Annotated in this window: 16 protein-coding genes; 14 read left to right on the top strand and 2 right to left on the bottom strand. The window is 52.0% G+C overall.

The features are described from left to right. Positions 1 to 122: 122 nt before the first annotated feature. The 6 genes from PCH05_RS10320 to PCH05_RS10295 all read left to right on the top strand — a co-directional run bounded on the left by PCH05_RS10320 (position 123) and on the right by PCH05_RS10295 (position 6118). Entirely contained in the window at positions 123 to 953 is an 831-nt protein-coding gene (locus tag PCH05_RS10320) for a sensor histidine kinase (protein WP_127602301.1), read from the top strand. A gap of 2 nt (positions 954 to 955) precedes the next feature. Next, positions 956 to 1633, top strand: a complete 678-nt coding sequence (locus PCH05_RS10315) for a response regulator (protein WP_127602300.1) — start codon at positions 956 to 958, stop codon at positions 1631 to 1633. 243 nt (positions 1634 to 1876) lie between these two features. Then, positions 1877 to 3475 (top strand): spore germination protein, encoded by a 1599-nt coding sequence (locus tag PCH05_RS10310; protein WP_246049447.1) that lies wholly within the window; start codon positions 1877 to 1879, stop codon positions 3473 to 3475. 4 nt (positions 3476 to 3479) lie between these two features. Further along, positions 3480 to 4688, top strand: coding sequence for a Ger(x)C family spore germination protein (locus PCH05_RS10305; protein ID WP_164766613.1), 1209 nt, complete (start codon positions 3480 to 3482; stop codon positions 4686 to 4688). A gap of 37 nt (positions 4689 to 4725) precedes the next feature. Further along, a complete protein-coding gene (locus PCH05_RS10300; protein ID WP_127602297.1) occupies positions 4726 to 4977 on the top strand; it encodes a hypothetical protein in 252 nt (83 codons plus the stop codon). Next, entirely contained in the window at positions 4970 to 6118 is a 1149-nt protein-coding gene (locus tag PCH05_RS10295; RefSeq protein WP_127602296.1) for a GerAB/ArcD/ProY family transporter, read from the top strand. The genes PCH05_RS10300 and PCH05_RS10295 overlap by 8 nt, the downstream gene beginning before the upstream one ends. Before the next feature lie 43 nt (positions 6119 to 6161). On the opposite strand, the gene PCH05_RS10290 is transcribed toward PCH05_RS10295, so the two are convergent. Together PCH05_RS10290 and PCH05_RS10285 are read right to left on the bottom strand one after the other, a co-directional pair. Beyond that, positions 6162 to 7493 carry a TrkH family potassium uptake protein gene (locus PCH05_RS10290; RefSeq protein WP_371860538.1) on the bottom strand — a complete coding sequence of 444 codons (1332 nt, stop codon included), beginning with the start codon at positions 7491 to 7493 and terminating at the stop codon, positions 6162 to 6164. A gap of 74 nt (positions 7494 to 7567) precedes the next feature. Continuing rightward, positions 7568 to 8578 (bottom strand): LacI family DNA-binding transcriptional regulator, encoded by a 1011-nt coding sequence (locus tag PCH05_RS10285; RefSeq protein WP_127602295.1) that lies wholly within the window; start codon positions 8576 to 8578, stop codon positions 7568 to 7570. A 320-nt stretch (positions 8579 to 8898) separates the two neighbouring features. Here PCH05_RS10285 and PCH05_RS10280 point away from each other — a divergent pair, with 320 nt between their 5' ends. The 8 genes from PCH05_RS10280 (at position 8899) to mtnA (ending at position 19752) form a co-directional block, all read left to right on the top strand. After that, on the top strand, positions 8899 to 10689 hold the full coding sequence (locus PCH05_RS10280; RefSeq protein ID WP_127602294.1) for an L-fucose isomerase: 1791 nt from the start codon (positions 8899 to 8901) through the stop codon (positions 10687 to 10689). Between the two features lie 87 nt (positions 10690 to 10776). Then, positions 10777 to 12276, top strand: a complete 1500-nt coding sequence (locus PCH05_RS10275) for a rhamnulokinase (protein WP_127602293.1) — start codon at positions 10777 to 10779, stop codon at positions 12274 to 12276. A 62-nt stretch (positions 12277 to 12338) separates the two neighbouring features. Beyond that, complete coding sequence (locus tag PCH05_RS10270; protein ID WP_127602292.1) at positions 12339 to 13007, top strand: class II aldolase/adducin family protein; 669 nt, start codon at positions 12339 to 12341, stop codon at positions 13005 to 13007. 652 nt (positions 13008 to 13659) lie between these two features. Further along, complete coding sequence (locus PCH05_RS10265; protein WP_127602291.1) at positions 13660 to 14763, top strand: sugar ABC transporter substrate-binding protein; 1104 nt, start codon at positions 13660 to 13662, stop codon at positions 14761 to 14763. A 99-nt stretch (positions 14764 to 14862) separates the two neighbouring features. Beyond that, entirely contained in the window at positions 14863 to 16383 is a 1521-nt protein-coding gene (locus tag PCH05_RS10260; RefSeq protein WP_127602290.1) for a sugar ABC transporter ATP-binding protein, read from the top strand. Next, positions 16380 to 17378: an ABC transporter permease gene (locus PCH05_RS10255; protein ID WP_127602289.1), complete on the top strand. Its 999-nt coding sequence runs from the start codon at positions 16380 to 16382 to the stop codon at positions 17376 to 17378. Before PCH05_RS10260 ends, PCH05_RS10255 begins: the two co-directional genes overlap by 4 nt. 46 nt (positions 17379 to 17424) lie before the next feature. Then, positions 17425 to 18657 carry an S-methyl-5-thioribose kinase gene (gene mtnK, locus PCH05_RS10250; RefSeq protein WP_127602288.1) on the top strand — a complete coding sequence of 411 codons (1233 nt, stop codon included), beginning with the start codon at positions 17425 to 17427 and terminating at the stop codon, positions 18655 to 18657. An 18-nt stretch (positions 18658 to 18675) separates the two neighbouring features. Continuing rightward, positions 18676 to 19752: an S-methyl-5-thioribose-1-phosphate isomerase gene (mtnA, locus tag PCH05_RS10245; protein WP_127602287.1), complete on the top strand. Its 1077-nt coding sequence runs from the start codon at positions 18676 to 18678 to the stop codon at positions 19750 to 19752. Positions 19753 to 20049: the final 297 nt, after the last annotated feature.

Raw genomic sequence — 20049 nt, 5'->3', positions numbered from 1 at the left:
ATAAAGTCCGTTGGTAGTATGCGACAGGGCCTTCGTAAACATACATGCGGCGGATGAGCAGGCATTTTTTCCGGCTTCATGCTACAATGTTCTGGAACTTATGGTCATTCGGGAGGATGTTTATGTCTTATAAGCAAATCAAATGGATGATATTGATTGTCCCGACCTTGACGGTGGGACTGTGGGAATATGTCCGCCATACGCTATTAATGCCCTATATCTCAATGGAGGCGGGCAATTTTCTGACCCCGGTCTTCGTGTTTTTGATCAGCATGACGCTGCTCAGTCAGCTTTTTCACCGCCTGGAGCAGGTTCAGGAGGAGCTGAACAAGGAGCGTGCGGAGAACGCGGCGTTGGCCGCGAGGGATTTGCTTGCGCGCGAGCTGCATGACGGGATTGCACAATCACTTTTTCTTCTGTCCGTCAAAATGGACCGGGCCGAAGCCCGGCAGCAAAATGCCCAGGAACGATCCGATTTCCAGGAATTGCGCAAGCTGGTGCATGAAGTGAACCGGTACGTAAGACAAGCCATTGCCAATTTGAGATTTCCGTCCCAGACGGATGAAAAAGAATATGAGGATTCCATCAAATCGAGGATCGAGCATACCGCCAAGGAAGCATTCATCGACCCGGACCTCGATTGGTCCATACCGGATGACATGTTTACGGCCAAGGAAAAGGTGGAGCTGCTGGCATGCATCCGCGAAGCACTGCTCAACATTCAAAAGCATGCTCATGCAGACCGGATATCCGTAACCGGAATCCGGGAAGGTGCATCGTGGACAGTTCGCATCGATGACAACGGGAGAGGAACGGACATCGACCCGTTCCGCGTAAAAGACAGGTATGGGCTACGGATTATGAAAGAGCGGGCGCTGGAACTGCAATGGCAGGTTGATTTTATCCCCTTGCAGCAAGGGAGCAGGGTTGAAATTCGGAAAGGGGCTGACTAGCGATGGAATGGTTTCGGGTGTTAATAGCGGACGACTCCGCACACGCAAGGGAAGCGGTCAACGAAATTCTGGCGGCGGACGATTCCTTCGAGGTGGTTGGACAGGCAAAAAGCGGCGAAGAAGCGATCGCGATGACGGAAACGCTGATGCCGGATTTAATATTAATGGACATTCAGATGCAGGGGATCGGCGGACTGGAAGCGACACGTCAGATTAAACTGCAGTACCCATACGTGAAAATCGTCATAATTACCGTCTCTGACGATGCCTCGCATTTATTCGAAGCACTCAAACAGGGGGCCCAGGGATATTTGCTGAAAAATCTGTCTCCATCGACCTGGATCGAATACCTGCGCGCGATCATGAGCGATGAAGCGCCGCTCAGCCGGGAGCTTGCCACGCAAATTTTAAGGGAGTTTCCATTGGCGGTCAAAAGTCCGGAGCATCATGAGACGTTAACGAACCGGGAACGTGAAATATTGAACTGGGTAGCTTCAGGCCTGACCAACAAAGAAATTGCGGCGCAGCTGCATATTTCGGATCAGACGGTTAAGAATCATCTCAAAAATATTTTGCAGAAGCTGCATTTGGAGAACAGGGTCCAATTAACGCGGTACGCTCTGGAAAAGGGACTTGTCGGAAGAAAACAAGGCTTATTCACCAAGCTGTGGAAAGAATAATTTGACTTTCAAAGTTGATTCGAAGTTTCAGTCCATCCTACGAAAGCGACGGGAGCAATCTTGCTCTCCGTCTTTTTTTGCGTTTGGATGTTTCCGGCCAAAAATGGTAATAATAAGCTCATTAATCGACCGAGGTGCAGTCACATGTCCGGCTATTCCGTTTTCCTGAAAAAACAACCATCGAAGACTTCGCCGACCAAAGATGAGACGGAACATTTGATTAGCGGGCATCTATCGGAGTCCATGAAGGAAAACTTGCAACAGCTTCAGGACGATATGGGTCACAGCGTGGATTTGATCATACGCGAGATCGAGTCGGAGAAGCTGGGACTGCAAATGGCTTTCGTATATATCGATGGTCTTGTAGACAATACGGCGGTATCCGAATTCACGATTCAAACGGTGCTGGATGAGACGAGCCTGATTACAGACTCCGATAACAAGCCGGACATAGATGAACTGGGTAAAGTTTTCAAACATAGAGCCTTTTCCGTGGGACAGATCAGCAAATGCTCCGATTGGGCGAACCTGTATAGCCGGCTTATGTCCGGCTACACGATCTTGTTCCTCGACGGTTGCGAAGAAGTCATCATCGCTGGCACCGAAGGCGGCGAACGGCGCTCCGTTACGGAACCTACATCCCAAACCGTCATCCGCGGTCCAAGGGAGGGTTTCACGGAATCGATCCGTACGAATACTTCGCTTCTGCGCCGCAAAATCAAAAGTCCCAAGCTGTGGCTGGAAGAGATGCAGATCGGCCGTGTGACGATGACGGATGTAGGCATCATGTACATCAAGGGCATCGTTGCAGAAGAGATCGTCACAGAGGTCCGTAAACGTCTGAACAATATCGATATCGACGCCATCCTGGAATCCGGGTATATAGAAGAATTGATCGAAGATACGAATTTCACGCTGTTTCCAACGGTGTATCATAGCGAACGGCCGGATGTGATCGCGGCGAACCTGTTGGAAGGGCGGGTGGCGATTTTGGTGGACGGAACTCCGTTTGCCTTGATCGTGCCGAGCACGTTCAATATGTATTTTCAGGCTGCGGAAGACTATTACAGCCGTTTCGATGTGGGAAGCCTGATTCGGCTGCTGCGATTTATTTCCTTCTTCATCGGTCTCCTCATGCCATCACTCTACGTGGCCATCATTTCGTTTCATCAGGAAATGATACCGACGCCTTGGCTGATCAAGCTGGCCGTGCAAAGGGAAGGTGTGCCGTTTCCAGCTTTCGTTGAGGCTTTTATCATGGAGACGGTGTTTGAAATTCTCCGTGAAGCGGGTGTGCGTATGCCAAGAAGCGTCGGGAACACCATCTCCATTGTCGGTGGATTGGTGCTGGGGCAGGCGGCTGTTGAAGCCGGTATTGTCTCTCCGGCGGTCGTGATCGTCGTTTCCCTTACGGCTATCGCGAGCTTTGTCTCGCCTGCTTACAACATCGGAATTACGGCGAGAATGCTGCGTTTTCTCTTTTTGTTCGCATCGTCCTTCATGGGGATATATGGCATGGCCTGCCTGCTCCTGATCATTTTGCTGCATATGTGCAGCCTTAAATCCATGAATGTTCCTTATATGGCACCCTACGGTCCCGCCATTCTCTCAGACCTGAAGGATACGCTGCTTCGCGTTCCTATGACCCTGATGAAGACGAGACCTAAGCTGATTAGTGAAAATAATTCCGTTCGTCAAAGTCGAAGCGCTTCAGATAAACAGCATCATGAAATCTTGGCGGGTAGGCAAACGGACGCGGCCTCATCCTCACCGTCTTCGGGCGCGGGAAGAAGTTCAACATCGAAGGCTAATGAACAACCCGAACCTTCAGAGGAGGGGTGACATCATGCAGCGGAGGCTGTGGCTTTGTACAGTTTGTCTGATCCTGCTTCTTCCGCTTGGCGGATGCTGGGATAGCAAATATCTCGATGATTTGTCCATCGTCGTGGCCATCGGGGTCGATAAGGATCCGAAAAACGACGACAACATCCGGGTAACGCCTCAGGTCGTCGTGCCTAATCAAGTCTCCGACTCGCAAAGCGGAGGCGGAAAAGAGGGGATTCCGGTAACCAATTACACCGGAACGGGCAAGACCCTGCTGGAGACGTTTACGAGCATGACATCCCTCGCCTCGAGAAGGCTTTACTTCGCTCATAATCAGGTGATGATCCTTGGCGAGGAGCTGGCCCGTAAAGGAGTGGAGGATCTTTTTGACATCGTGGATCGCGATCCTGAGATTCGTACGGATTTCGATATGCTGGTCGCCAAAAATGGGAAGGCGGAGGATATCCTTAAAACGATCACCTCCATGGAGAAAATACCGGTGCAGCAAATATACAACATGATTAAAACCTATCATGAAAGAGTGGGCGTCATATATCCGGTGAGAGCAAGAGAATTTATAGCTGCGCTGCAAAGCGATCAGAATGATGCGGCTTTGCCAAGTATCGAGCTCATCGGGAACGCAAACGAAGCCCAGAAGAAATCGAACACCGAACAGATTGAGCCTGAGAACTATCTGCGAATGGATTCCATGTCCGTTTTTAAAGACGGAAGGCTGGCCGGCTTTTTGAATCATGAGGAATCCCAGGGCTTAACCATCGTGAAGAACAAGCTTAAACGCATGCTTATCGAAATTCCGGTTGGAGATAAAGGGATCGTCTCCATTGCGCCAATACAAAATCAGACCAAGGTGGAAGCCGTGTTCCGCGGCCGTAAGCCCGTGATTACCATCAGCGTGGAGCACAAGGCTTATGTATTGGACAATAACAACTCGATCGTCAAGCTTCAGGATAGCGGGCAAATCCATTGGCTGGAGCATCAGGCGGAAAAAATACAGCGCGAGCTGATCCTTCGCAGCATGGGCAGGCTCCAATCGATGAACAGCGATGCGGCCGCTTATGCCAAATACGTGTACCAAACCAACCCGAAGTTTTGGAAAAGGAACAAGAAAGATTGGGATGCCATCTTTCCAGATATATCGACGAAGGTAGAAGTAAACATTGCCATTGTCGGGACGGGAATTCGTACGAGAACCTATATCGGGGAGAAATAACAGCGATCAGCACGGTCATGCCGGAGGAGGATCTAACGTGAGTTCTTGGGTTGGAATTGTTGTTTCTGCTCTGCTGACGGGAATTGTTCAAGCGAATTACTTAAGAAGACACGGCATCACCCGCGACGTGGTTGCCGCGACACTGATTCTGGCTTCGGGATTGGCGCTTTATTTGTTGCTGCTGTTTGAGGCGCCCATGCCAACGCTGACCAAAATCGTAGAATGGGCGCTCGAACCGCTGTATAAACCGGTAGCGAAATGGCTTATGGAAGGAACGGAAAATGGATAAAGCCAAAATAACATCCGCACAGTTTGCCGTCCTGATGTACATGTATATCCTGGGGACGGCAGCGATTGTCCAACCGCATACGATCTCGATCATTGCCAGATCCGATGAATGGTTTACCATGGTGCTGTCCATCTTTATTCAGCTCAGTATCGCTTGGTTGTATATGAAGCTATCTATGCAGTATCCCGATGAAACGATCATCGATTACAGCCAGCGTCTCCTCGGTAAACCGGCAGGCTGGGTGTTCGGGTTGATGTATTTACTCTTTTTTCTGGTATTGGATGCATACATCTTGCGGGTCATCAGCGGATTTCTCGGCTCCGTTATTTTACCGAGATCCCCGATGGATGTAATCAGTCTTGTTTTTATGCTCCCGGTGGTCTACGGTGTGTTTTTAGGTCTGGGCGTCATCGGCCGGGCGACGGAAATTCTCCTGCCGATTGCGGTATTTGTGTTCATCGTGTCCTCCATCATGCTGATCCCTAAGGTTGAGGTGGATCATCTGCTGCCCCTTTTTCCCGAAGGCATCATGCCCTCGATCAAAGGGCTGTACCCCATCATCGGATTTCCAACGTTCGATGTTATCGTCGTATTGATGCTTGTCCGATTTATCGTGGATAAAGACAAAACCAGAAAATACTTTTACATTGCCTCCGCCGCAGCCCCATTCACACTGGTGCTCATCACGCTCTATACCATTGCGGTCCTGGGTATCGAGGAGACCATCCGTGCGCCTTACGCGGTGTATGATCTGGCAAAAGAAATCCGGATCGAGCGCATTTTCGAGAGGGTGGAGGCGATCGTCGGTATTATCTGGATGAGCACCACATTCGTGAAAGTCACGCTGTGCTTTTATGCGCTCACGATTTCTGCCGTCCAGCTTTTTAAGCTAACGTCTTATAAATACGCGATCGTGCCATTTCTGTTTTTGCTGCTTCCGATGTCGAAGTGGGTGGTGGCCAATCCGGCAGAGATGGAATTTTTTATAGGCTATGTATATACGATATTCGCTCTTTTTCCATGCCTTTTGTTCCCTGTGCTCTTACTAGCCGTCGGTGCATTGAAAAAAAGGAAAGCGAAAGCCGGCAAAGGGGAGGACAGTAATGCGCAAGGAAATGCAAAGAGTCCGTCTGCTGAATGATCTGTCAGCAGCGGACTCTTTTACGTATGAGGTCGTAAGGGATTTAGCCGATAATGATGCGGCCTTCCGGATAGTTGAACAAGTCTTTTTTACGGTCGCGGGACAGCGCGTAAATGAGCGTCAGCGGTCCAATCCGTCCAAAGAACATCAGGAAGACGATCCAGATTTTGCCGAGCGGCGAGAGATGCGTCGTCAATCCCATCGAGAGGCCGGTTGTTCCGAAAGCCGATGTGGATTCGAATAGAATGCTCATGAAGTCCTGATGCTCGGTAACGGACAAAAGCATGGAGAACAGGATGATCAGAAGCAGGGAAAGGAGCGTAAGCGTAATCGCTTTGTAAACGACGTCCTTAGCGATGCGTTTGCGAAACAAGACGACGTCTTCGCGCCCGCGGATCATGGCATGCACGGCACCGAGCAGCAGCACGAAGGTCGTGATTTTGATTCCGCCTCCGGTAGAGCCTGGAGCCGCTCCGGTGAACATGAGGAGGATCAGCATGAACTGCGTCGATTGCCGGAACGAACCGATATCAAGCGTCGAGACGCCCCCGGAGCGGGTCGTTACGGACTGAAACATGGAGGCCATGAATTTCCCCCCGCCATGCAGCGGCTTAAGCGTGTTGGGATTGCTGAACTCCATCGCAAAAATGACGAGGGTTCCGACGACAATCAGCACAAGGGTAGCGCTCAGAACGACTTTGCTGTGCAGTGACAATTTGCGCGTTTTCGGAAAATCGATGAGATCCGAAAGCACGATGAATCCGATACCTCCCAGAAAAATAAGTATCATCGTCACGAGATTGATATAGGGATCATTGATAAACGGCGCCATGCCGCTGAACGGTCCGTTTACGGTTCCCATCAGGTCAAATCCCGCGTTGTTGAACATGGATATGCTGTGGAAAATGCCGAAATATACCGCTCTGCCAAATGTTAAATGAAGCGAGAAATAAAAATGAACCGCAAGCAGGAATGCACCCGCCAGCTCCACGAGCAGAGAATACAGAATGACTTTCTTCACCAGACGCACGACGCCGTTAATGGTTTCATGATTGAGGGCCTCCTGCAAAATCAGGCGCTCGCGGAGCGAAATCCGCTTATTCAGCGCGAGGGCAATCACGGTGGCCATGGTCATGAAGCCGATGCCGCCGGTATGGACGAGCAGGATCATGACAACTTGTCCGAATGCGGAATACACCGTCCCGGTATCCACAACCGCAAGTCCGGTGACGCATGTAGCGGAAGTCGCGGTAAACAAGGCATTTAGGAAGGGAACCCGGACGCCGCTTGCCGAAGACACAGGCAATGACAGCAGAAAGGTCCCTAGCGTAATCATCAGCAGGAATCCGATAACGAGTATTTTAGCGGGAGTCAAAATGCTTTTGGTTATTTTTTTCGATCGAATGGGACGTCACCTTCTTCGTCAAGCGTTCTTCATATTGTACCCAATTATTTGCCGATTGTCCTGGCTGAAGAACGAATGATGAGCTCGGAAGGTAAAATGACTTTCCTGCTTTCAGGCACGGCGCTCCCTTGAATGCGTTCGACGAGCAGCTGAATGCCCATGGCTCCGAACTGATACGCCGGCTGAGCGGCCACGGTCAGGAACGGATCGAGCGCGGAGGAGAGGTCGAGATCATCGAAGCAGACGACGGACATGTCTTCGGGCACCCGTATGCCGCGCTTTCTCAGGGCGTTGATGACACCGACAGCCAGAAAGTTGTTGGCCGCGAAAATAGCGGTCGGCGGCGATGGCTGCTGCAGAAGCTGGAGAAGCTGGTCTTCGTCCTTGTATTCACGGTAGCTCTTATGGATAACGAGTTCTTCGTCCAGAGCGATGCCGTGAAGCTGCAGGGCTTCGGCGTAACCCTGATAGCGCAGCCGGGCGGTGGAGACATCCAGCGAACCGTTGACAAGCGCGATCCTGCGGTGGCCGAGGTTGATCAGGTATTCTACCAGATTACGCGCACCCTGCTTGCTGTCTCCGGAGACGATGTCCGATTCGATGCCGGGTACGGCGCGGTCCATGATAACAAAAGGAATGTTATGCGCACGAAGCTTCTCCAGATGCTTGAGAGAGTGGTCCCCCGCCGGAGCAAACAGCACTCCGTCCACACGGGTGGATAGAATCATGTCCACGTAGTCCTGCTCCTTGGTGTAATCCTCGTCGCTGTTGCCGAAAAGGAGGCGGTAGCCCAGCTTTTTGGCGCTATCTTCCGCTCCGCGCGCAAGGCTTGTATAGAACGGATTGGTAATATCCGTGATCAGCAGAGACAATATCTGTGTCTGCTGCAGTACAAGGCTGCGCGCATTCGAATTTGGAATGTAGTTTAATTCCTCCATCACTTTTTTGACGCGCTTTCGTGTCTGCTCACTGATTCTCCCCGTATTGTTGATGACCTTGGATACGGTCATGGCCGACACGTTGGCTTTGGCGGCAATATCATAAATGGTAACCATATATAAACCCCTTCGTGGACTTCAAATGAATAATATCTGTGTCTGTCGTATTCCAATTCTAATTAAATTACGGATTGACAGCAACCGTTTTCATTGCTATTTTAAAGTTATCGATAACCTCATTATACTACAGCTACGGCACATTCGACTACCGCTTAGAAGCAGCTCTCTTTTTGTAAGATTATGAAAGAACTAATCGAGTTGATTATTTTTTCACTGGCAAAACGACAGCTGCTATTGCTTTCTCATTAGGGTTATCGATAACCCTAATGTTGGCTGCCCTAATCCCATCAGCTTTTTCACAAGGAGGAAAAACAAAGATGACTACGAAGGACGCAAGATGGAAGCAGGATTTCCCGAAAATCGGTATCCGTCCAACCATAGACGGAAGAAGAAAAGGCGTGCGCGAATCGCTTGAAGACATGACGATGAATCTGGCAAAAGCGGTTGCTTCGTTTCTGAGTGAGCATATGCGCTATCCGGACGGCTCTAACGTCGAGTGCGTCATTGCAGACAGCTGCATCGGAGGCGTAGCGGAAGCGGCCGCCTGCGCGGATAAGTTCGTGAAGTCCGGTGTCGGCGTATCCATAACAGTTACGCCATGCTGGTGTTACGGCACAGAAACGATGGATATGGATCCGGCCATCCCGAAAGCGGTGTGGGGCTTTAATGGCACCGAAAGACCGGGTGCGGTATATTTGGCGGCCGTGCTCTCGGCGCATGCGCAAAAGGGCCTTCCTGCATTCGGGATTTACGGCAGGGACGTTCAGGATATGAACGATCCGTCCATTCCGGAGGATGTACAGGAGAAGCTGCTCCGTTTCGCCAAAGCTGGATTGGCGGCAGCGCTCATGAAGGGACAATCCTATCTTGCCATCGGTTCGGTATCCATGGGCATTGCGGGCTCCATGATCGATCCGGACTTCTTCCAGGAGTATCTGGGCATGCGGAACGAATACGTGGACATGTCCGAAATTACGCGCCGCGTGGAAGAGGAAATCTATGATCCGGAAGAGTTTGCAATGGCGATGGCCTGGGTCAAGGAAAACTGCAAGGAAGGCCCTGATAACAATCCGGAGAACATCCAGACCTCGCGCGAGAAAAAAGACAAGGACTGGGAAATGGTCGTCAAAATGACGCAGATCGTCCGTGATCTCATGGTCGGTAACAAGCGGCTGGAAGAGCTCGGCTTTGCCGAAGAAGCGATGGGCCATCACGCGATTGTTTCCGGCTTCCAAGGGCAGCGTCAGTGGACGGACCATTTCCCGAACGGCGATTTCCATGAAGCCATTCTGAATTCGTCGTTTGACTGGAATGGAATCCGCGCGCCTTATTTGGTTGCAACGGAAAATGACAGCTTGAACGGCGTGTCGATGCTGTTCGGATATTTGCTGACGAATACGGCTCAAATTTTTGCGGACGTGCGTACTTACTGGAGTCCGGATGCCGTGAAGCGCGTCACGGGACATGAGCTGAGCGGGCTCGGGCAAAATGGATTGCTGCATCTTATCAATTCCGGACCGGCCGCATTGGATGGCACGGGCGAACAGCTGCGGGACGGCAAGCCGGTTATGAAGCCGTTCTGGGAAATTACAGAGGAAGATAAGAACAACTGTCTGAAGGCAACTTCCTGGCGGCCCGCGGCTGTCGAGTACTTCCGCGGCGGAGGATTCTCTTCCGATTTCCTGACGCGCGGCGGCATGCCGGTAACGATGTCGCGGCTCAATCTTGTCAAAGGCCTTGGGCCTGTACTACAAATCGCCGAGGGCTATACGGTCGACCTGCCGGAGGAAGTGCATGAGAAGCTGGACAACCGCACGGACCCGACTTGGCCGACGACCTGGTTTGCGCCGAACCTGACCGGAGAAGGCGCCTTTAAGGATGTATATTCGGTCATGGATAACTGGGGAGCAAACCACGGTGCGATCAGCTACGGCCATATCGGCGCGGATCTGATTACGCTGGCGTCCATCCTCCGGATTCCGGTGAGCATGCATAACGTCAACGAGGATCAAATTTTCCGTCCCAGAGCCTGGGGACTGTTCGGCACCCATGATCCTGAAGGCGCGGATTACCGCGCATGCAAAAATTTTGGTCCAATGTACAAGTAAGCCGCGGAGAAAAGCATCCGAAATGCGCGGTCCTGCATGTTTGCAGCGGCCGCGCCGGATGTTTTTTCTGGATAAAGAGGTGAAAACATGAGTACAAAATCATTGCAGATGATGGCGGTGGACTTCGGCGCCAGCAGCGGCAGAGCGGTCGCGGGTCATTTTGACGGGCAGCGGTTGTCGATACAGGAGGTGCACCGCTTTGACAATGAGCCGGTTCAGCTGGGCGAAAGGCTTCACTGGGATTTTCTGAGACTGTTTCATGAGCTGAAACGAGGCATGATGAAGGCAAGGCAGGAGCTTGGTGCAGTGCCGGCATCGATCGCCGTAGACACCTGGGGCGTGGACTACGGGCTGGTGGATCCGAAAGGAAGACTGATCGGCAATCCGTACCACTATCGGGATCTTCGGAGTGAACCGGCGATGAAGGAAGCCCTGAAATGGATCTCGGAAGCGGAGCTGTACAGCCTGACCGGTATCCAATCCTCCAGCATCAATACGATATATCAGCTGTACGCGGATGAGCATTTGCGTATATACCAAAATGCGGACGACTGGCGGATGCTCTTCATGCCGGATTTATTTCATTATTATTTGTCCGGTGAAATGGCCAACGAATATACGATTGCCAGCACAAGCGGTTTGCTGGACCCGGTTCAAAGGACATGGAACAGCAAGGTGATGCACGCTCTGTCTCTGCCCGAATCGCTGTTTAGCCCCGTTGTTATGCCAGGCACGCGTCTGGGGGCACTCCGGCCGGACATTTGCGCAGAGCTGTCCATCCCTGCGATGCCTGTCATCGCGGCTTCCGGTCATGATACGGCGGCTGCGGTCGCATCCATTCCTGCCTCCACGAGCCGTTATGCTTTCATCAGCAGCGGTACCTGGTCCTTGATGGGCATCGAGCTGGATGAGCCGGTCCTTACCGCGCGAAGCAGGGAGCTTCTCTTCAGCAATGAAGGGAGCGCGGAAGGAATGATCCGCCTGCTCAAAAATATTATGGGGCTGTGGCTTCTGCAGGAATGCCGCCGAAGCTGGGCGATGGAAGGAGACTCTCTCAGCTACGCGGAGTTAACGGAAATGGCGCAGCATGCACCGCAAAACGCCAGCTACGTTGATGCTGGGGACGCCGTATTCCTTCCGCCCGGAAACATGCCGGAGCGGATCCGGGAATACTGCCGGGCGAGCGGGCAGACTGTACCGCAGTCCCGTCCCGAAATCGTGCGCTGCATCCTGGAGAGCCTGGCGTTCAAATATCGGCAAACGCTGGGCGAAATTGAAGAGCTCACCGGAGAACGGCTGGATCATATTCATATGGTCGGAGGCGGTATCCAAAACCGTCTGCTCTGCCAGCTGACCGCAAGCGTGACCGGCAGAACCGTCATCGCCGGTCCGGTCGAGGCTACCTCGATCGGCAATCTGATGATGCAGGCCAAAGCGCATGGCGAGGTCCACGGCTTGGGTGAAATCCGGGAGATTGTCCGTGAGTCGTTCCCGCCCGAAATATATGTGCCTGCGGATGCGGAGCTCTGGGAAGAACGCTATCACGGGTTCGAGCAGCTGCTTGGGTTGCTGAAAATGAGAGGCTGACGGGTGAATCCTTCGATATGAGGCGCCTTAATGAAATAGAGGATAGGAGAGTGGATAAAGAAATGACGGATTCACTGGAACAAAAAGTACGAGAGGAACTGACGCTGTATGCCCGCAAAATCGTCGCGAAAGGGCTGGTTGTCGGCCCGGGAGGGAATATCAGCGCGAAGGCCGGCGGGCTGATGCTGCTGTCGCCCAGCGGCTTTGCTTTGGAGGATATCGCCCCGGATCAATGGATCCGGGTGGAGATCGAGTCAGGGAAAGTACTGGATACCGAAGTTCGGCCGTCATCGGAGGTGCTGATGCATCTGTTCGCATACCGCGAAAATCCTGAGATTCAGGCGATCGTTCATACGCATCCTGCGTACTGCATCGCTTTAACGCTGGTTGCCCAGGAGCTGCCGATGCTGTTTCCGGATCAGGCTGCATTGGTGGGCGAAGTGGCTTTTGTGCCTTACGTGCTGCCAACGACCGATCTGCTGGCGGATGCTGTCGCCGCCAAAGTAGGGGACTTCAATTCGATCTTGCTTGAAAATCATGGGTTAGTGACCACGGGTAAAAATCTGCGTGAGGCGTATTACCGTACCGAGGTCGTAGAGGAGAGCGCAAAAATATACTTGGCGGCGAAGGCCGCTGGCACGCCAAAAACGCTAACGGACGCGGAGTACAAGGAGATTCAGTCGCTGGAAAGTGAAGCTTACCGGGTACAGCTGCTGCAGATATTGAAATGATATAAAATTAATCATAGCTGAATACTTGACATTAAACCTCGTCATCCTGTAATGTATGGAAAAACAAACATGATTGTTTGCCATACATCACGAAAAGCTATGTCCCGGAAGTGCATTGATTTCCCCGTCGTGCTCTGGTTTTCCGAATCTCGGATTGCCGGTACAGGACAAGGAATGAGATTACAAGACTGGCAGGCTGCCGGATGAAAGAATCGCGCAGATTCAAGTACTCCTGCCGGGAGCGCCCGTTATGATGCTAACTGCGTTTTTTCGCTCCGTCAGCGGCGGTAATAAGGTATATAGGGTATTTCCGTGAACGCATTTGTCCCTGTGAAGGGCGGATGCGTTTTTAAATATAGATGCATTAAATTACATAATTAATTATTCTTATTACTAGAATTCAACTCATCATATGACGTTGTTAGAGTGAATCTCGTACATTGATTTGGTTTTCGCAGCATTTTATTCGTTATTAGAATACCGATCACCGGGAAAACAGAAGAGAAAATTGTCGAATATTCGATAAAATGAAGAAAATTATGTTGTATATTATGCATGACGATGCTAAAATGCTTTCAAGCTTTACAGCTTTCCATAATAGAATGATAGAGAGCAAGCTGGAATGTAGAGAAGATCAAGGGGTGGAGAGGACATGAAGAAGACAACGTTCAGCAAGCTGCTGATCAGCCTTTTTGCGGTGGCGATCGTAGCTACGGGCTGTGGCGGCGGGGGAAGCAAAGCGCCGGAGAAGAAAGTGGTTGAAGGCGTACCGGATAAAATCGCCAAGGATGATCAGGTGAAAATTATGGTGGTCCGCAAAATCGGCGGAGACGACCATACGGCGCAGTTCCTGGCGGGAGCCAAGCAGGAAGGCACATCGATGGGCTTTACTGTGGATACCTTCTCCGCGAACGGCGATACGGCCAAATTCCATGATGCCATTTCGCAGGCTTTGGAAAAAGAATATGACGGCTTTATCATTTCCCATGGCGACGATGCTGCCACGGTAGATGACGTCAAGAAAATTACGGCAAAAGGCATTCCGGTCGTCACGTTTGACTCCAACACGGACCTCGCGAAGGTTGACGGCGTCACACTGACTTCCCAGGATGACGAGAACTTGGCCAAGCTCGCTTTGACCCAAATGAATGACGAGCTGAAAGGCCAAGGCAAAATCGTCTACCTGTGGGTGGACGGATTCCCGCCAATGGTAAGACGCAATACCGTTTATAAAGAGTTTATGACAGCGAATCCGGGCATTCAGGAAGTCGAACGCTTCGGAATCGCCTCTGCAGATACATCGGTTCAAACGCAAAACGCGGTTGCGGCGATGCTGACCAAGCATAAAAAAGGCGAGATTAATGCGATCTTCGCGACGTGGGACGCTTTTGCAATCGGCGCGGCACGTGCCGTGAAAGAAGCCGGACGCGACGAGATCAAAATTTACGGCATCGACGTTTCCAACGCGGATCTGCAGATGATGCAGGAAGACAAGAGCCCATGGGTATCCACGGCGGCCGTTGATCCGAAAGTAATTGGGCAAGTCGACGTGCGTCTCCTTGCCAAGAAAATCGCGGGCGAGGAAGTGCCGCAAACGTATGACCTGGCAGCGTCATTGATTACACAGGACAAGCTGAAGGGTTCGGCAGAAAGCGTGAATATGGTGAACCTGGCGAGCATCATGCCGGGCTGGGGTGTAAGCGATGCTTACGAAGAACCGTGGATGAAGAAACTGAAGGAAGCATACGCGAAATAAATAGCAAAGCGGCTAATGAGCGGCCGTAAGGAGAAGGGAAGTGCTGCCGAGCAGCACTTCCCCTACTTGCGATAACATCCTTTTTTAGAAGGTGAAGACATGGGCGAAGGTAAGCCGATACATTTACAGATGAAGGAAATATCCATAGAATTTCCAGGCGTAAAAGCACTCCATCAGGTGGATTTCCAGATGACGATGGGAACCTCGCATGCCTTGATCGGAGCCAACGGCGCAGGGAAATCGACCTTGATGAAGGTGCTGTCGGGCGCATACGGTCATTATACCGGCAGCATTCACATTGACGGGGAGCCTGTGCAGATCCGGAATCCGAAGGATGCCAAGGATTTGGGCATTCAAATCGTGTATCAGGAAGTGGATACGGCCCTGGTGCCGTATTTAACGGTAGGAGAAAACATTATGCTGGACCATACCGTGAACGATATGGGCAAAAAGCAGATCATATCCTGGAAAGCCATCCATCAACGCTCGAAGGAAATTCTGGACAAGATGAACGTGAACGTGTCCTCGAAAAAGCTGGTCAGCGAGCTGACGCTCGCCGAGAAGCAGATGGTTTTGATTGCCAGAGCCATCTCCAAAACCTGTCGGTTTCTCATTCTGGATGAGCCGACGGCACCGCTTAGCCATGCGGAGACCGAAGAGCTGTTCCGTATCGTCCGCAATCTTAAACTAGAAAACGTCGGCGTGATTTTCATATCCCACCGCCTGCCGGAGCTGTTCGAAATTTGCGACGAAATCACCGTCATGAGGGACGGGGAATTTGTCGTCCGCAAGAGCATCGAGGATATGAGCCAGAATCAGGTCGTTGAGTATATGCTGGGACGCAAGCTGGGGGACCAGTTCCCCACCATGGATATCGTAAAAGGCGAAACGATTTTTGAAACGCGGGGCTTCAGCGACGGGGAGAAGATCCACGACATTGACATGCACGTTAAAAAGGGCGAGATCGTTGGCATTGCCGGGCTCGTCGGGGCCGGAAAAACGGAACTGTGCAAGGCGCTGTTCGGTATCGGTAACGGGCATTCCGGGGAGGTTGTCCTCCACGGCAAGAAGCTTCGTTTGAAGAGTCCGCATGCCGCTGTTAAGGAGGGCATTGCGCTTGTGCCGGAGGAACGACGCAAAGAGGGCATCTGGGTAGGGGAATCGGTCGCTACGAACCTCAGCGCGGTAAACCTGAAAAGGTTTAGCCGGATGAATCTGTTCCTGAACTTCCGGAAGGAACGGGAGGCTGCGCGCGACATCATCCAGACGCTGGACATCAAGACGCCGGGCGAGCAAGCCAAAGTGCAAAACCTGTCCGGAGGCAACCAGCAGAAGGTGGCGATAGGCAAATGGCTGATCACGGACGCGGAGGTCTATATTTTCGATGAGCCTACCAAAGGGGTCGATGTCGGCGCGAAAAAGGATATTTTCGAGCTGATCCTGCAGCTTGCGCAGCGCGGGAAATGCGTGATCTACGCATCCTGCGAAATGTCCGAAATGATGGGCATCACCGACCGGATGTACGTGCTGTACGACGGGCGCATCGCGAAGGAGCTGCAGACGAGCCACACCAATGAAGAAGAAATTCTGTTTTATTCCACGGGAGGAAACGAAGCATGAACACAGTCAAAACCATTCAAACCGCAAAAGCTCCCAAGACGTTTGGCTTTTTCGATTTTCTGTATAAATACGGCACCTTAATTACGATCGCTCTGCTGATTCTCGTCTTTGGTCTGCTGTCTGACAGCTTTCTGCAGCCCTCGAACATCATTAATATTTTGCGGTCGATTTCGATTGTGACGATCATTGCGATCGGCATTACAATCTCCTTGTCCGTAGGCGGATTCGACCTTTCCGTCGGCTCGGTCGCTTCGTTTGCGAATGCGCTTGTCATTTCCATGTTTGTGTGGCATGGTCAAGGCGTATGGGTGAGCGTCATCCTGACGCTGCTGATCTGCTTGTCCGCAGGCATCATGAACTCATTCATGATCGTCAAGCTGAAAATACAGGACATGCTGCTGACGCTCGCGATGATGTTCGTATTCCAGGGCATCGCCCAAACCTATACCAAAGGGGCAACCTTGTCGCAGAACATGATCATGCAGGACGGATCGTTCTCTACCGGCATCATCAGCCCTGTTTTCGCGAAAATCGGCCAGGTGCCATGGATTATCATCATCATGCTCATCGTCGTCATTATTGTCCATGTGTTCCTGACGTACACCAAGCATGGACGCTACATGTACGTTATCGGCGGAAATAGGGAAGCGGCGAAGCTGTCCGGCATTCCCGTCAATAAATACCGTGTCGCAGCCTACCTCTTATCCGCACTGTTTGCGGCTATCGGTGGCATTATGCTGGGAGCGCGGGTGATGACGGCAGAGGTGAATTCGGGCGCTCCATACCTGATGGATTCCGTTGCCGCTGCATACATCGGGTTCGCCGTGCTGGGCGCAGGCAAGCCTAATGCCATCGGCACGTTCGTGGGTGCTATTCTGATCGGCATATTGCAAAACGGATTAGTCATGCTCAGCGTACCGTATTACGCGATGGACATCGTGAAAGGCACGGTACTCGCATTCGCGCTTGCGATTACGTATTACAGATCCAAATAGATAAATGGAACTTTAGTTCATTTCAAATCGTTAAGGGAGAGCTGGAATGAGGGGAAAATATAGCGAATATTTCACGATGAACGAAAGCGATGCCGCAGACTATGCGGCGACGCAGCTGGATATGTTCAGTGAGGGCGCCAGCCTGACTTGCAAGGAAATCGGGGACGGTAACCTGAACTATGTGTTTCGCGTGGTCGATGCCCATAGCGGCCAATCGATCATCATTAAGCAGGCGGGTCCCGTAGCGCGCATTTCGGCGGATATTTTCGTGTCCACGGACCGCAACCGGATCGAGAGCCAAATTCTGAAGCTTCAATATGAGCTGGCTCCCGGGCTGGTACCGCAGTTTTATCATTACGATCCCGTGATGAACTGCTGCGTGATGGAAGATCTGTCCGATCACGTCATCATGAGAAAAGCGCTGCTGGAGTATCGGCAGTTCCCGCTGTTCGCGGACCATATTTCCAAGTTCATGGTTAACACGCTGCTGCTTACGTCCGATGTGGTCATGGACCACAAAGCCAAGAAGGATCTGGTGAAAAGCTTCATCAATCCGGACCTGTGCGAGATTTCGGAGGACCTCGTGTATACCGAGCCGTTTTACGATTGCCCGCGGAACGATATTTTCGGACCGACCCGCGAGTTTGCCAAGGCTTTTTTGTGGGAGGATGAGGCTCTGCTGCTCGAGACGGCCAAGCTGAAGTTCGAATTCATGAACCATGCGCAGTCGCTGCTGCACGGAGATTTGCATTCCGGCTCCATTTTCGTCACAGAGGATTCGACCAAAATCATCGATCCGGAGTTCGCCTTCTTCGGCCCGGCGGGTTATGATGTAGGTAACGTGATTGCGCATCTGATCTTCGCATATGTTAACGCGGACTGTGTGATGGAGGATGCTCCGGCCCGCGAAGCCCAAAAAGCCTGGCTGCTTTCCAGCGTACGGGAAGTCATCGATTTATTCCGCGAGAAGTTCTTAAGCGCGTTCCGGGAGCATGCCACGGACCGTTCGGCGAAAATTCCGGGCTTCGACCTGTATTATCTGGATCAGATCATTCAGGATGCATCGGCGGTCGTCGGACTCGAACTCGTTCGCAGAATCCTGGGTTTGGCTCACGTCAAAGACATTGCCGGCATCGAGGACGACATGGCGAGAGCGCGCGCGGAGAAGCTGTGTCTGCAAATGGGGAAAGCCTTCATTATGGACCGTTCCGGCATGAAGGACGGAGGAGATTTCGTTCGTGCGGTGGAGGAACATATGAGCGGAGCGTCAACGAGATAAAGAAGGAGTGGTCTGGAGATGGACAACCATGAATCCGAATTCACAATGATCCAATCGGTGCTGTTGGACGATGAGAACGATACATTGATCATACTGGACCAGACGGTATTGCCGAACGAGAAGGTATTTTTGCATTTAAAGGAAATGAAGGATGTTTGGGAAGCCATTTATGCGTTGAAGGTGCGGGGTGCGCCGGCGATCGGGATTGCTGCGGCATACGGGCTTTATCTCGGTACGAAAGCATCCAAAGCTGCCGATTACGATCAGCTGCGCCAAGATTTTGGCAAGGTGAAGGAATACCTCGCGTCTTCCAGACCTACGGCGGTCAACCTGTTCTGGGCACTGAACCGGATGGAAAACCGTCTGCTGCAGGAAGCTGATCGGTCCGTCGCCGAAATCAAAGAAGCGCTGCGGCAGGAAGCGGAGCTGATTCGCGAGGAGGATGCCAAGGTTTGCGAGAGCATCGGTAAGCATGCGCTGACGCTGCTGAAGGAAAACTGGGGCATTCTTACCCACTGCAATGCCGGGACCATCGCCACAGCGAAATACGGCACGGCGCTCGCGCCGATCTACCTCGGACAAGAGCAGGGCTACAGCTTTAAAGTGTATGCCGATGAAACCCGTCCGCTCCTGCAAGGGGCACGTTTGACCGCTTGGGAGCTGAAGGAAGCCGGAGTAGATGTCACGCTGATCTGCGATAACATGTCCTCGATCGTGATGAAGGAAGGCAAGATCCAGGCGGTTCTGGTCGGATGCGACCGCGTGGCTGCAAACGGCGATACGGCCAATAAAATCGGGACGTCCGGCGTTGCCGTACTGGCGAAGCATTACGGCATTCCGTTCTACGTCTGCTCGCCGCTGTCAACGATCGACCTCGAATGTAAGACGGGGGACGACATCCACATCGAGCTGCGCCCGGATGCGGAAGTGACCACGCAGTGGTACGAAAAACCGATGGCGCCCGAGGGCGTGAAGGTTTATAATCCTGCCTTCGATGTGACGGATCATTCCCTGATTACGGCCATCGTGACGGAAAACGGTATTGCCTATGCGCCGTTTGAGGAAAGCCTGCCGAAAATGTTTGCGCAGAAATAAATTCATAAGACCGATCCCGCCGATGAGCAAGCTCTAATGGCGGGATTTTTGCTTTGCGGGAGCGGAAAGCAGCGCACTCTTGACAACAATCTACAGGTTCATGTAATGTATGGAAAACAACGCTAGCGTTATATATCATGAAAAAGCTGTGACCAAGACCAATAGTTCATGTACGACCGCCGTGCCCCAGAGAAGAAACCCGAGGCTGAAAGGTTTCGCACGCGAAATGAGCTTCCTATCTTGCGAGCTGCCGGATGACGGATCTGCAGATTCGTTTCACTTCGGCCGGGGAATCCC

It is taken from the genome of Paenibacillus chibensis, from assembly GCF_004001045.1.
Classification (GTDB): Bacteria; Bacillota; Bacilli; order Paenibacillales; family Paenibacillaceae; genus Paenibacillus_AQ; species Paenibacillus_AQ chibensis.
Note: the sequence above shows the minus strand (reverse complement) of the source record. Positions and strands in the feature narration are given on the sequence as shown.